This window comes from Cupriavidus necator, assembly GCF_013141915.1.
Taxonomy (GTDB): Bacteria; Pseudomonadota; Gammaproteobacteria; order Burkholderiales; family Burkholderiaceae; genus Cupriavidus; species Cupriavidus necator_B.
Map to the genome: position 1 here is coordinate 131,419 of NZ_SROX01000010.1, position 12,919 is coordinate 144,337.

The window sequence follows — 12,919 nt, forward strand, 5'->3', positions numbered from 1 at the left end:
AACGGCAAGCAAGGCTTACTGGAGCTTCTTGGCCTTCTCGAAGGCTTCGTCGATCGAGCCGACCATGTAGAACGCCTGCTCGGGCAGGTGATCGCACTCGCCGTCGACCAGCATCTTGAAGCCGCGGATGGTTTCCTTCAGCGGCACGTACTTGCCCGGCGAACCCGTGAACACTTCGGCCACGTGGAACGGCTGCGACAGGAAACGCTGGATCTTGCGGGCGCGGTTCACGGCCAGCTTGTCTTCCGGCGACAGTTCGTCCATGCCCAGAATCGCGATGATGTCGCGCAGTTCCTTGTAGCGCTGCAGGGTCTGCTGCACGCGGCGGGCCACTTCGTAGTGTTCCGTGCCGACGACTTGCGGATCCAGCTGGCGCGAGGTCGAGTCGAGCGGATCGACGGCGGGGTAGATACCCAGCGCGGCGATGTCACGCGACAGCACGACGGTCGAGTCCAGGTGCAGGAAGGTGGTTGCCGGCGACGGGTCGGTCAAGTCATCGGCAGGCACGTACACGGCCTGGATCGAGGTGATCGAGCCGGTCTTGGTCGACGTGATCCGTTCCTGCAGCTTGCCCATTTCTTCAGCCAGCGTCGGCTGATAGCCCACGGCGGAAGGCATACGGCCCAGCAGTGCCGACACTTCGGTACCGGCCAGCGTGTAGCGGTAGATGTTGTCGACGAAGAACAGGATGTCACGGCCTTCATCGCGGAAGCGCTCGGCCATGGTCAGGCCGGTCAGCGCCACGCGCAGACGGTTGCCCGGCGGCTCGTTCATCTGGCCGAACACCATGGCCACCTTGTCGAGCACGTTCGAGTCCTTCATTTCGTGGTAGAAGTCGTTCCCTTCACGGGTACGCTCGCCCACGCCGGCAAACACCGACAGACCGCTGTGCTGCTTGGCGATGTTGTTGATGAGCTCCATCATGTTGACGGTCTTGCCCACGCCGGCGCCACCGAACAGGCCCACCTTGCCGCCCTTGGCGAACGGGCAGACCAGGTCGATCACCTTGATGCCGGTTTCGAGCAGGTCAACCGAAGGCGACAGTTCGTCGAACTTCGGCGCCTTCTGGTGAATCGCGCGCAGTTCGTCCGAGGCGATCGGGCCAGCTTCGTCGATCGGGCGACCCAGCACGTCCATGATGCGGCCCAGGGTGCCGTGGCCGACCGGCACCGAAATCGGGGCGCCGGTGCCCTTCACTGCCATGCCGCGGCGCAGGCCGTCCGACGAGCCCAGGGCAATGGTACGCACCACGCCGTCACCGAGCTGTTGCTGGACTTCAAAAGTCAGGCCCTTCTCGGCGAACGAGCCCTCGTCGCTGTCTTGCAGCACGAGCGCGTCGTACACCTTCGGCATTGCGTCGCGGGGGAACTCGATGTCCACCACGGCGCCAATACACTGCACAATATTTCCGATACTCATTTCGTATCTCCGATAGCTTGAATTCGTGACGCCTTAGACCGCAGCTGCACCGCTGACGATTTCCGACAGTTCCTTGGTAATCGCGGCCTGACGGGTCTTGTTGTAGACCAGTTGCAGTTCGCCGATCACGTTCTTGGCGTTGTCGGACGCAGCCTTCATGGCCACCATGCGCGCCGATTGCTCGGACGCCATGTTTTCGGCCACGGCCTGGTACACCAGCGCCTCGACGTAGCGGACCAGCAGCTCTTCCACCACGGTCTGGGCGTCAGGCTCGTAGATGTAGTCCCACGAGTAGGCGCGCTTCTCTTCTTCGGTCTGCGACAGCTTGTCGGCGGCGAGCGGCAGCAGCTGCTCAACCATCGGTTCCTGCTTCATCGTGTTGATGAACTTGGTGTACGCCACGTACACCGCGTCGACCTCACCATTGGTGAAGGCGTCGAGCTGGACCTTGATCGCGCCGATCAGCTTTTCCAGATGCGGGGTGTCACCGAGGTGCACCACGTGCGAAACCACCTTGGCGCCGATACGGCCCAGGAACTGCATGCCCTTGGTACCGATGGCGGTGGCTTGCACTTCCACGCCACGGCCTTGCAGGGCCTTCAGCTCATTGGTCACCGAGCGCAACACGTTCGTGTTGAGGCCGCCGCACAGCCCCTTGTCGGTCGTGACCACGATCATGCCCACGCGCTTGACGTCGCGCTCCTGCATGAACGGGTGCTTGAACTCGGGGTTGGCCGTAGCCAGGTGCGCCGCAATGTTGCGCACCTTCTCGGCGTAAGGACGGGCGCTGCGCATCCGCTCCTGCGCCTTGCGCATCTTGGATGCGGCGACCATCTCCATCGCCTTGGTGATCTTGCGCGTGTTCTGCACGCTCTTGATCTTGGTTCGAATTTCTTTCGTTCCGGCCATATCTTCCTCTCCATCCGAACCATCGCCGCGCCGGCGTGAGCCAGGCGCGGCGACGATGTCGTGGAATTACGCGGTTAGAACGCGGCGGACTTCTTGAAATCCTCGACAGCGGCACGCAGGGCGGGCTCATCTTCCTTCGAGAGCTGCTTGGTCTCTTCGATGCGGTTGATGAGGTCGGCGTACTTGGTCTTCAGATGGTCGTGCAGGCCCTTCTCGAACGGCAGAATGTCCTTCACTTCCACGTTGTCGAGGAAGCCGTTGTTGGCGGCGAACAGCGACGCGGCCAGCTGCCACACTTGCAGCGGCTGGTATTGCGGCTGCTTGAGCAGTTCGGTCACGCGGCGGCCGCGCTCGAGCTGCTTGCGGGTGGCATCGTCCAGGTCCGAGGCGAACTGCGCGAACGCAGCCAGTTCACGGTACTGGGCCAGGTCGGTACGGATACCGCCGGACAGGTTCTTCACCACCTTGGTCTGCGCAGCACCACCGACGCGCGACACCGAGATACCGGCGTTGATGGCGGGGCGGATACCGGCGTTGAACAGGTCGGTTTCCAGGAAGATCTGGCCGTCCGTGATCGAGATCACATTGGTCGGCACGAACGCGGACACGTCGCCGGCCTGCGTTTCGATCACCGGCAGCGCGGTCAGCGAACCGGTCTTGCCCTTGACGGCGCCGTTGGTGAACTTCTCGACGTAGTCGGCGTTCACGCGGGCAGCACGCTCCAGCAGGCGCGAGTGCAGGTAGAACACGTCGCCCGGGTAGGCTTCGCGGCCCGGCGGGCGGCGCAGCAGCAGCGACACCTGGCGATAGGCCCAGGCTTGCTTGGTCAGGTCGTCATAGACGATCAGCGCGTCTTCGCCGCGGTCGCGGAAGTACTCGCCCATGGTGCAGCCGGCGTAGGCGGCCAGGTACTGCATGGCGGCCGAATCCGAAGCGGCGGCGGCCACGACGACGGTGTATTCCATCGCGCCATGCTCTTCCAGCTTGCGCACCACGTTGGCGATGGTCGAAGCCTTCTGGCCGATTGCCACGTACACGCAGAAGACGCCCTTGCCCTTCTGGTTGATGATGGCATCGACAGCGACGGCGGTCTTGCCGGTCTGGCGGTCGCCGATGATCAGCTCGCGCTGGCCACGGCCGATCGGCACCATCGCGTCGATCGACTTCAGGCCGGTCTGCACCGGCTGGCTCACCGACTGACGCGCGATCACGCCCGGGGCCACCTTCTCGATCACGTCCGTTTCCTTGGCGTTGATCGGGCCCTTGCCGTCGATCGGCTGGCCCAGCGTGTTGACCACGCGGCCCAGCAGTTCCTTGCCCACCGGCACTTCCAGAATGCGGCCGGTGCACTTGACCGTATCGCCTTCGGAAATGTGTTCGTACTCACCCAGCACCACGGCGCCGACCGAGTCGCGCTCGAGGTTCAGCGCGAGGCCGAAGGTGTTGCCGGGGAATTCCAGCATCTCGCCCTGCATCACGCCAGACAGGCCATGCACGCGGCAGATACCGTCGGTCACGGAAATCACCGTGCCGGTGTTGCGCACTTCAGCTTCGGCGCCAAGACCCGAGATGCGGGTCTTGATCAGCTCGCTGATTTCTGAGGGGTTCAGTTGCATCACAATGCTCCTAATTCTTCAATCCGTCGGACGGCCGCTCAAGCGGCGGTCAGCGCGGTTTGCATGGCTGCCAGGCGCGCACGCACGGAGGTGTCGAGCACTTCGTCGCCAACCTTGACGCTCACGCCGCCGATCAGGGACGGGTCCACCGCCACCTGCGCGTACAGCTTGCGGCCGAACTTGCGTTCGAGTGCGGCGACCAGGTCGTTCAGTTGGCCATCTTCCAGCGGGAAAGCGCTGGTGATTTCCACGTCGGACGACCCTTCGCGGGCGTTCTTGAGCGCATGGAACTGTTCGGCGATGTCGGGCATCACCGTCAGGCGGCCGTTATCCACCAGCAGCTGCACGAAGCGGCGCGCCTCGTCGTTGACCGGGGACTTCAGCACCGACAGGAACAGTTCAGCCAGCTTTGCGCCGGGAACGTTCGGATCGTCGGCGACCGCCTTCATGTCGGGATTGGCGGCAACCTGCCCCATTTCCGACACCAGCTCGGACCATGCACCCAGGTTGCCTGCGCTCGATTCACTGGCGACGCGGAACAGCGCCTCAGCGTAGGGACGGGCAATGGTTGCGGTTTCAGCCATGATTAGAGCTCAGCCTTGAGTTGATTGAGCAGGTCGTTGTGGACCTGCGCGTTCACTTCACGCTTGAGGATCTGCTCGGCACCCTTGACGGCCAGCACGGCAACCTGGTCGCGCAGTTCTTCGCGCGCGCGGGTAACCTGCTGTTCGGCTTCGGCCTTGGCCTGGGCAATGATGCGTGCGGCTTCTGCCTGGGCGTTCTGCTTGATCTCGTCGGCCGTCAGCTGAGCGCGCTTTTCGGCGTCAGCGACACGTTGAGCGCCTTCGGTGCGGGCTTCGGCCATGGCCTGGTCCACACGCTTGTTGGCGAGTTCGAGCTCGGCCTTGCCCTTCTCGGCAGCGGCGAGGCCATCGGCGATCTTCGTTGCGCGTTCGTCGAGCGCCTTCACCAGCGGCGGCCAAATGAATTTGGCAACAACCCACCACAGGATGAAGAACACGACCATCTGCGCAAAAAACGTTGCGTTCAGATTCATGGTGTGTTCCTTTCGGTAATCAAACTACAGATAAATGCGCAAGGGCGGCCAGGCTAAGTGGCCCGCGCCGCCCGTCAGCATCATGCAGACCGAAAAGAATTACTTGATGACAGCCAGCAGCGGGTTGGCGAAGGCGAACAGCATTGCCACGCCCACGCCGATCAGGAATGCCGCGTCGATCAGGCCAGCCAGCAGGAACATCTTGGTTTGCAGCGGGTTCATCAGCTCGGGCTGACGTGCGCAGGCTTCGATGTACTTGCCGCCCATCAGAGCGATACCCAGGCAGGCGCCGATAGCGCCCAGGCCGATGATGATGCCGATACCGATGGCGGTCAGACCCTGGATGTTGGCGAGAAATGCTTGCATGATGACTCCTTTAATTTAGAGAGACTTAGAACCAAAAAACCAAAAAACCAAAAAACCTGAAATCTGCAGTGATCAGTGGTGATCGTGAGCCTGGCCGATGTACACCAGCGTCAGCATCATGAAAATGAAGGCCTGGAGCAGCACGATCAGGATGTGGAAGATCGCCCATACGGTACCGGCCACCACATGCCCGACAAAACCCAGCGCGGACAGGTCGGGGCTGAAGGTCCAGATGGAGCCGAGCAGCGCGATCAGCAGGAACACCAGTTCGCCGGCATACATGTTGCCGAACAACCGCATGCCCAGCGACACGGCCTTGGCCAGGAATTCAATGATGTTCAGGACCAGGTTGAACGGGGCCAGATACCACTTCGCGCCGAACGGTGCGGAGAACAGCTCATGCATGAAGCCGCCCGCGCCCTTGATCTTGAAGCTGTAGTAGATCATCAGCACCAGCACCGAGCACGACATGCCCAGCGTGCCGTTCAGGTCGGCCGTGGCCACTGCGCGGTGGTGCGGCAGATGGATGTGGAAGATGCCCAGCAGGTTGTTCAGGCCGGTGACCCAGTCCACGGGGATCAGGTCGATCGCGTTCATCATGGTGATCCAGCAGAACACCATCAGCGCCAGCGGGGCGATCCACGAGCGGTCGCCGTGGATGATGCCCTTGGCCTGGTCGTCGACCATCTCGACGATCATCTCGACGAAAGCCTGGAAGCGGCCCGGCACGCCGGGGGTGACGCGGCGCGCGGCAACGTACAGGAACAGCACGGCGATGGCGCCGCACAGCACGGACCAGAACACCGTGTCGTAGTTGAGCACGGAGAAATCGACCACCGACGCTTGCGTGCCGCCGACCGAATTCAAGTTCTGCAAGTGTTCGGCGATATAGCCGGAGGGTGTCAGCGCGTGTTCGGCGCTTTGGGTAGCATCAGACATGTCGATACGAACGGTATATTGCGAAATCTTCGGGCCGCGCGCCGCCACAGTCTGGCAAGCGCCCGGTACGCGTCTTGCATTGCCTTCGGCGGATTCGCCGGTCACCGCAATGCAAGCAGGGTTCAACCTTGACCGTGTCCGGAGTCAGCGCCATGAAACCCGCTGCATCCGCCACGGAAAACTCTTGATATTCCGTTTCGGTGCCACCACCTTTAGAGGAAGCACCATTTTCGGGCAGCCGACCTAGCGCAATGCCAGGGCCACCACCCAGTATGTCTTTAGCGCCAGCAGGAACGTGACCAGCATCGGCACCCAGCGCAGATCCCGGTACAGCACCACCACCAGCACCAGCAGCGCCACCGTGGCAAAGACCTTGATCGCTTCGCCCAGCACCAGCCCGCCCACCGAAGCCCGGTCGCGCGCCAGCCACAGGCGGAAGGCGAAAAACCCGCTCGGCACGAAGCACACCATGCCGCCGAACAACGCCGACCATCCATATGGCCCGGCCTCTTTCGCAAACAGCGCCCAGCACAGTGCCGACAGCAGGGAAACCATCACCTGCGCCAGGACAACTTTGCCCGGGGTCATGCGCGAAGGACGCAGCGCGCGCTCGCCAAACAGCGTCACCGCTTCGGCATGCGACAGCGGATCGACAGCTTCTTCCTCACGGTCCGCGCCTTCTTTCCAATCGTCCCAGTCATCTTCCTGACGGGACCCGGCGCCTCGTTGCTGACGGTCTCGAACCACCACCTGCCTGCCTTATCCGGACCGGAACTTTTCGGCCCGACCAGAATTCAAACCGCACGATTTTAAGGGGAACTACTGATTCGCGTCAATCTGCTTACATTTACCTTGCAGTGCATTGCGCACAACGGTTGCCATCACGATTGCATGATGGGCGCGCGAAAATTGCGCGGCAATGATGTTTGACGTAATTGGATTGCGCGGCGAACCCTGCGCATGATGGGGGATTACCGGCTGCTCACAACGGATACCGCCTATCCACGTCGCCAATGCTGCGTGCGCGCAACAGTCGCCGCAGCAATGGCCGTTAATCGCGCAGTAAATCAGGCGGCCTGCTGGCCTTCGCGCGATTCGCGCAGCCGCGTCAGCACTCCTTCGAGCGCATCGTTGTTGCTGAAGTGAATCGTAAGCTGGCCCTTGCCGCGCGCACCCAGCTTGATCTGCACCGCCAGCCCCAGCGCGTCCGACAACTCCTCTTCCAGCCGCGCCACATCGCGCACATTGTTGCCGCCCTTCTGCTTGAGCGACTTCAGGTCGAACGGCTTGAGCGTCGACGCCACCAGCTTCTCGGTCTCGCGCACCGAAAGCCGCTTGTTGACGATCTGGTTGGCCAGCGTGATCTGGTTGGCGCCGTCGACGGCCAGCAGTGCGCGCGCGTGGCCCATGTCGAGGTCACCGGCCATCAGCATGGTTTGCACCGGTGCGGCCAGGTTCAGCAGCCGCAGCAGGTTGGACACCGCGCTGCGCGAGCGCCCCACCGACTCGGCCGCCTGCTCGTGCGTGAAGCTGAACTCGCGGATCAGCCGCATGATGCCCTGCGCTTCTTCCAGCGGATTCAGGTCTTCGCGCTGGATGTTCTCGATCAGCGCCATCGCCGCCGCGGCCTCGTCGGCGACGTCCTTGACCAGCACCGGCACCTTGTCCAGCCCGGCCAGCCGGGAAGCGCGGAAGCGCCGCTCGCCGGCAATGATCTCGTAGCGGTCGGGCTCGGCCACGCGGCGCACCAGGATCGGCTGCATCAGGCCCTGGGCCCGGATGCTGGCGGCCAGCTCCTGCAGCGCGCCCTCGTCCATGCGGGTGCGCGGCTGGTACTTGCCAGGCTGCAGCTGGTTCAGGTTCAGCACGGTGGGCGCCCCCTCCTGCCTGACCGATTCGACGATTTCGGCAGGCCCGCCCAACAGCGCTTCCAGGCCACGGCCCAGGCCCTTCTTCTTTGCAGTGCTCATGCTCTTGCCCTCTCCTTCAGCCCAGCTGCCGGACCCGCGCGATCATCTCGGCGCCGAAGTCCAGGTACGCCTTGGCGCCCTTCGATGACGGATCAAATGCCACGCCCGGCATGCCATAGGACGGCGCCTCGGCCAGCCGCACATTGCGCGGGATCAGGGTCTTGAAGACCTTTTCACCGAAGTGCGATTCCAGTTGCGCCGAGACTTGCTGCTGCAGCGTCACGCGCGGATCGAACATCACGCGCAGCAGCCCGATCACCTGCAGGTCGCGGTTCAGGTTGGCGTGCACCTGCTTGATGGTGTTGACCAAGTCCGACAGCCCTTCCAGCGCAAAGTACTCGCATTGCATCGGCACGATCACGCCGTGCGCCGCGCACAACCCGTTCAGCGTCAGCAGCGATAGCGACGGCGGGCAATCGATCAGCACGAAGTCATAGTCGCCTTCGACCTCCGCGATGGCCTGGCGCAGCCGGCGCTCGCGCTGGTCCAGTTCGACCAGTTCCACTTCGGCACCGGCCAGTTCGCGGTTGGCCGGCAGCACGTCGTACTTTCCGGTTTCGGAGCGCTGGCGCGCCTGGGGGATACCGGCCAGGCCAACCAGCACCTGGTACACGCTGGTTTCCAGCGCCTGCTTGTCGATGCCGGAACCCATCGAGGCATTGCCCTGCGGGTCCAGGTCGACCAGCAGCACGCGCTGGCCCTGCGCGGCCAGGCCGGCGGCAAGGTTCACCGTGGTGGTGGTCTTGCCTACCCCGCCCTTCTGGTTTGCGATCACGAATACCTTGGCCATAAGCTCCTGCGGCTCCTGCTTCAAATCATCCGGCCAGCACGCGGCTGGCAGTTCGCGGCGCGCTTGCGCGGCGCCGCGGCGTAGGTCATGCGGGGGCGCCCGCGCGGCGCGACAGCACCACCAGGTGCCGCTCTGCCTTCAGGCCGGGCACGGTCAGCCGAGGCACGGCGTCGACCTGCCATTGCGCCATCAGCCCGGCGGCTTCCATGCGGTCCAGCTCGGCCTGCGGATACACGCCCTTCATCGCGATCAGCTTGCCGCGCGGCGCCAGCAAGTGGCCCGCCAGGTTCACGAAATCGGTCAGTTCGGCAAACGCGCGCGAGGTGATGACGGCAAAGCCGCTGGCATCGTCCAGCTTTTCCACCGGCCCCCAATGCGCCGCGGCGTTGGACAACCCGAGTTGCGCGCGGCACTGCGTCAGGAAGGCCGTCTTCTTCTGCACAATGTCGACCATCAGCACCGACACATCGGGACAGGCGATGGCCAGCGGCAGGCCTGGCATACCGCCGCCGGAGCCTACGTCGAGGACCCTGCCCCGCGCCGGCACCTCAACTTCGGCAGCACGGGCGGCTTCCGCTAACGCCGGCACCGCAGCAAGCGAATCCAACATGTGATGCGTGAGCATCTCGTCTGGATGCCGGATCGCAGTCAAGTTGTAGACGCCATTCCATTTGCGCAGCAGGGCGAGGTATGCGAACAGCGTGTCGACCTGCGCCGGTGCCAACACCAGCCCGATCTCGGCCAGACCCGATTCAAGGCGACGACGCTGCGTGGCGTCGTCGGTCATGGTATGTCGCGGACCGGGCACTCAGGCAGCCTCTTCAGCGTTGCCGGACGACGCCCCGGAGTCTGTACGGCCACGGCCCAGCCCCTTCTTCTTGAGGTGTACCAATAGCAGCGAGACCGCGGCCGGTGTCACGCCCGAGATGCGAGAAGCCTGGCCAAGCGTTTCCGGACGATGCTGGTTCAGCTTTTGGCTGACTTCGAAACCGAGCCCGCGCACTTCGGTGTAATCCAGCCCTTCCGGCAGTCGCGTCGATTCGTTGGCTTCCAGCTTGTCGACTTCGGCTGCCTGACGGGCGATATAGCCGTGGTACTTGATACCAATCTCGATCTGCTCGCGGATCTGTTCCGCCAGCATCGAATCTGCATCCAGTGGTGCCGCGGGGGCATGGCGACCGCCCTGCAGAGCCATCAGCGCTTCGTAGCGGACTTCCGGCCGACGCAGCAGGTCGGCCAGGCTGTACTCGCGTTCGATTGGCTTGCCCAGCAGCGGCACCGCCTCTTCAGCTGACAGCATGGCCGGATTCACCCATGTGCTTTTCAGACGCTCTGTTTCACGTGAAACAGCGTCGCGCTTCCGGTTGAAAGCATCCCAACGCGCATCATCGACCACGCCAAGTTCGCGGCCAACCTCGGTCAGCCGCATGTCGGCGTTATCTTCCCGCAAGCTAAGGCGGAATTCGGCACGGCTGGTGAACATGCGGTACGGCTCGGTCACGCCCCGCGTGATCAGGTCGTCGACCAGCACACCCAGGTACGCCTGATCACGGCGCGGCGTCCAGGGGTCGCGCTCACGCACAAAGCAACCGGCGTTGATGCCCGCCAGCAGACCTTGCGCCCCAGCCTCTTCATAGCCGGTGGTGCCGTTGATCTGGCCGGCAAAGAACAGGCCACGGATCGCCTTGCTTTCCAGCGATGCCTTGAGGCCCCGCGGATCAAAGTAGTCGTATTCGATCGCATACCCGGGCCGCAAGATGTGGGCGTTCTCCAAGCCTCGGATCGAATGCACCAGCTCCAGTTGCACATCGAATGGCAGGCTGGTCGAGATCCCATTGGGATAGAACTCGTTGGTCGTCAGGCCTTCCGGCTCCAGGAAGATCTGGTGGCTTTCCTTGCTGGCAAAGCGGTGGATTTTGTCCTCGATGCTGGGACAGTAACGCGGCCCTACCCCTTCGATCACGCCGGTGTACATGGGCGAGCGGTCCAGCCCGCCGCGGATGATGTCGTGGGTACGGCTGTTGGTATGGGTGATCCAGCACGGCAGTTGCTGCGGATGCTGTTCAGGCCGGCCCAGGAAAGAGAAGACGGGCACCGGATCGAGGTCGCCAGGCTGCTCTTCCATCACCGAGAAATCGATGGTACGGCCGTCGATACGCGGCGGCGTGCCCGTCTTCAGGCGGCCTTGCGGCAGCTGCAGGTCCTTCAGGCGTGCTGACAGCGATACCGCGGCGGGGTCGCCGGCGCGGCCGCCGGTGTAGTTGTCCAGGCCGACGTGGATCTTTCCGTCCAGGAAGGTACCAGCAGTCAGCACGACGGCACGCGCGCGGAAGGCGATACCCACCTGAGTCATGGCGCCGACGACGCGGTCGCCCTCCACCATCAGGTCGTCCACGGCTTGCTGGAACAACATCAGGTTCGGCTGGTTTTCCAGCCGGGTACGGATCGCCTTGCGGTACAACACTCGGTCCGCCTGGGCGCGCGTGGCACGCACGGCTGGGCCCTTGCTGGAATTCAGGATGCGGAACTGGATGCCGGCCTCGTCCGTGGCCGCGGCCATGGCGCCGCCCATGGCATCCACCTCCTTGACCAGATGTCCCTTGCCGATGCCGCCGATCGACGGGTTACAGCTCATCTGCCCAAGCGTCTCGATGTTATGGGTCAGCAGCAGCGTCTGGCAGCCCATGCGGGCCGCGGCAAGGGCGGCTTCAGTGCCGGCATGGCCACCGCCGACGACGATGACATCGAATTCTTTCGGGTAAAGCATGGGACACCTCCTCCGGGAGGCTGGCGGGAAAATACGGGAATGCGAAATTATAGCGGCATTCGACCGGCCGCCTTCCGACCGACACTATGTTTCACGTGAAACATGGCTTCCACGGTACTCGAGTAGTCGCCTGGAAACGACGTCATGTTTCACGTGAAACAAAAAGGCCGGGCGCAGGGCCCGGCCATAGGTTCCACGTGAAACAAGCGCCTCAGAGCTGCGACCTGATATAAGCCCCTAGCCGCTCAGTCAACTTGCCCAGATCACGCTGCAATGACGCAAAGCCTGCATTGCGCTCGCGGCTCGTTTCGTCCATATACAACGGTCGCCGGATCTCGATCTGCAGGCTATTGCGCCGCTCAGCCGGCCGCCCAATCTGAGCAATCAACTGCACGCCTTTATACGGGTCGTTACGCGCAACGGTGTAACCCATGCCCCGCAGTTCACACTCGACCAGGTCGACCAGCCCCGGCTCACAGGTAGTGCCATCGCGATCACCCAGCACAAAGTCGGCCAGCGGGTGCGTGCTGGCGATCTTCAGGCGCTCATAGGCGTTGTTGGGCATGGAGTGCAGGTTCAGGTGCCAGACCGCGCCAAAGCGGGCGTAAGCCCCCTCTACGGCGTCGGCCAGCGCCGCATGGTACGGCCGATAGTAGCGGTCGATACGGGCCTGTACTTCCGCGACCGACAGCCGGCGGTCGTAGATTGGCGTGGACGCATCGATCCGGCTCCAGATCAGACCGTAGCCTAGCTGCGTCTTTGGCCCCGGGGCCAGCGCGGTCGGCCAGGCACCGTCTAGCTGGGCCGGGTCGATGTCGTCAGCCATCCGGTTCGGGTCGATATAGACACGCGGGAAGGTCGCCGCCAGCAGCGTGCCACCCGCCGCGGGCACGGCCTGCCACAGCGCATCGACGTGCGTATCCTCACCGCCGCGTAGCCGCGCGGCGGGAACCGCGGCGCCAAAATCCGCCGGGTAGGCGGTACCGCTGTGCGGCGAATCGCACACCAGCGGCAGGGCCTCCCCTTCCGGCAAGCGCACGATCACCGGCGGCAGCGCCGCGGCCTGGTTGGTTGTTTCCGCCATGC

At 63.5% G+C, this 12,919-nt stretch carries 13 protein-coding genes; all 13 read right to left on the reverse strand.

Features of this window, described 5'->3' with window-relative positions; translation table 11 throughout:
- Positions 1-15 precede the first annotated feature (15 nt).
- Positions 16-1,419 carry a F0F1 ATP synthase subunit beta gene (gene atpD / locus E5S69_RS19240; protein WP_171516231.1) on the reverse strand — a complete coding sequence of 468 codons (1,404 nt, stop codon included), beginning with the start codon at positions 1,417-1,419 and terminating at the stop codon, positions 16-18.
- A 33-nt stretch (positions 1,420-1,452) separates the two neighbouring features.
- The gene (gene atpG, locus E5S69_RS19245; RefSeq protein ID WP_171516232.1) at positions 1,453-2,328 is read right to left on the reverse strand and encodes a F0F1 ATP synthase subunit gamma; all 876 of its coding nucleotides are present in this window, start codon (positions 2,326-2,328) and stop codon (positions 1,453-1,455) included.
- Positions 2,329-2,402: 74 nt separating this feature from the next.
- A complete protein-coding gene (atpA, locus tag E5S69_RS19250; protein WP_171516233.1) occupies positions 2,403-3,944 on the reverse strand; it encodes a F0F1 ATP synthase subunit alpha in 1,542 nt (513 codons plus the stop codon).
- A 38-nt stretch (positions 3,945-3,982) separates the two neighbouring features.
- A complete protein-coding gene (locus E5S69_RS19255) occupies positions 3,983-4,528 on the reverse strand; it encodes a F0F1 ATP synthase subunit delta (RefSeq protein WP_171516234.1) in 546 nt (181 codons plus the stop codon).
- A 2-nt stretch (positions 4,529-4,530) separates the two neighbouring features.
- Positions 4,531-5,001, reverse strand: a complete 471-nt coding sequence (locus tag E5S69_RS19260) for a F0F1 ATP synthase subunit B (RefSeq protein ID WP_116383842.1) — start codon at positions 4,999-5,001, stop codon at positions 4,531-4,533.
- A gap of 99 nt (positions 5,002-5,100) precedes the next feature.
- Positions 5,101-5,367, reverse strand: a complete 267-nt coding sequence (gene atpE / locus E5S69_RS19265) for a F0F1 ATP synthase subunit C (protein ID WP_013958389.1) — start codon at positions 5,365-5,367, stop codon at positions 5,101-5,103.
- 72 nt (positions 5,368-5,439) lie between these two features.
- Positions 5,440-6,306 (reverse strand): F0F1 ATP synthase subunit A, encoded by an 867-nt coding sequence (gene atpB / locus E5S69_RS19270; RefSeq protein ID WP_171516235.1) that lies wholly within the window; start codon positions 6,304-6,306, stop codon positions 5,440-5,442.
- 243 nt (positions 6,307-6,549) lie between these two features.
- Positions 6,550-7,056, reverse strand: a complete 507-nt coding sequence (locus tag E5S69_RS19275) for an ATP synthase subunit I (RefSeq protein ID WP_171516236.1) — start codon at positions 7,054-7,056, stop codon at positions 6,550-6,552.
- Positions 7,057-7,373: 317 nt separating this feature from the next.
- Positions 7,374-8,276: a ParB/RepB/Spo0J family partition protein gene (locus tag E5S69_RS19280; protein WP_171516237.1), complete on the reverse strand. Its 903-nt coding sequence runs from the start codon at positions 8,274-8,276 to the stop codon at positions 7,374-7,376.
- Between the two features lie 16 nt (positions 8,277-8,292).
- Positions 8,293-9,066, reverse strand: a complete 774-nt coding sequence (locus tag E5S69_RS19285) for a ParA family protein (protein WP_171516238.1) — start codon at positions 9,064-9,066, stop codon at positions 8,293-8,295.
- An 85-nt stretch (positions 9,067-9,151) separates the two neighbouring features.
- Complete coding sequence (gene rsmG / locus E5S69_RS19290) at positions 9,152-9,853, reverse strand: 16S rRNA (guanine(527)-N(7))-methyltransferase RsmG (RefSeq protein ID WP_171516239.1); 702 nt, start codon at positions 9,851-9,853, stop codon at positions 9,152-9,154.
- Between the two features lie 21 nt (positions 9,854-9,874).
- Positions 9,875-11,833: a tRNA uridine-5-carboxymethylaminomethyl(34) synthesis enzyme MnmG gene (gene mnmG / locus E5S69_RS19295; RefSeq protein WP_171516240.1), complete on the reverse strand. Its 1,959-nt coding sequence runs from the start codon at positions 11,831-11,833 to the stop codon at positions 9,875-9,877.
- 211 nt (positions 11,834-12,044) lie between these two features.
- The gene (locus E5S69_RS19300; RefSeq protein ID WP_171516241.1) at positions 12,045-12,917 is read right to left on the reverse strand and encodes an N-formylglutamate amidohydrolase; all 873 of its coding nucleotides are present in this window, start codon (positions 12,915-12,917) and stop codon (positions 12,045-12,047) included.
- Between the last annotated feature and the right edge of the window lie 2 nt (positions 12,918-12,919).

What these genes read in the sequence shown, in the direction of transcription:
- E5S69_RS19255 (WP_171516234.1), bottom strand. Translation starts at nt 4,528, where the DNA reads ATGGCTGAAACCGCAACCATTGCCCGTCCCTACGCTGAGGCGCTGTTC.
- E5S69_RS19280 (WP_171516237.1), bottom strand. Translation starts at nt 8,276, where the DNA reads ATGAGCACTGCAAAGAAGAAGGGCCTGGGCCGTGGCCTGGAAGCGCTG.
- mnmG (WP_171516240.1), bottom strand. Translation starts at nt 11,833, where the DNA reads ATGCTTTACCCGAAAGAATTCGATGTCATCGTCGTCGGCGGTGGCCAT.
- atpB (WP_171516235.1), bottom strand. Translation starts at nt 6,306, where the DNA reads ATGTCTGATGCTACCCAAAGCGCCGAACACGCGCTGACACCCTCCGGC.
- atpD (WP_171516231.1), bottom strand. Translation starts at nt 1,419, where the DNA reads ATGAGTATCGGAAATATTGTGCAGTGTATTGGCGCCGTGGTGGACATC.
- rsmG (WP_171516239.1), bottom strand. Translation starts at nt 9,853, where the DNA reads ATGACCGACGACGCCACGCAGCGTCGTCGCCTTGAATCGGGTCTGGCC.
- E5S69_RS19285 (WP_171516238.1), bottom strand. Translation starts at nt 9,066, where the DNA reads ATGGCCAAGGTATTCGTGATCGCAAACCAGAAGGGCGGGGTAGGCAAG.
- atpA (WP_171516233.1), bottom strand. Translation starts at nt 3,944, where the DNA reads ATGCAACTGAACCCCTCAGAAATCAGCGAGCTGATCAAGACCCGCATC.
- atpE (WP_013958389.1), bottom strand. Translation starts at nt 5,367, where the DNA reads ATGCAAGCATTTCTCGCCAACATCCAGGGTCTGACCGCCATCGGTATC.
- E5S69_RS19300 (WP_171516241.1), bottom strand. Translation starts at nt 12,917, where the DNA reads ATGGCGGAAACAACCAACCAGGCCGCGGCGCTGCCGCCGGTGATCGTG.
- E5S69_RS19260 (WP_116383842.1), bottom strand. Translation starts at nt 5,001, where the DNA reads ATGAATCTGAACGCAACGTTTTTTGCGCAGATGGTCGTGTTCTTCATC.
- atpG (WP_171516232.1), bottom strand. Translation starts at nt 2,328, where the DNA reads ATGGCCGGAACGAAAGAAATTCGAACCAAGATCAAGAGCGTGCAGAAC.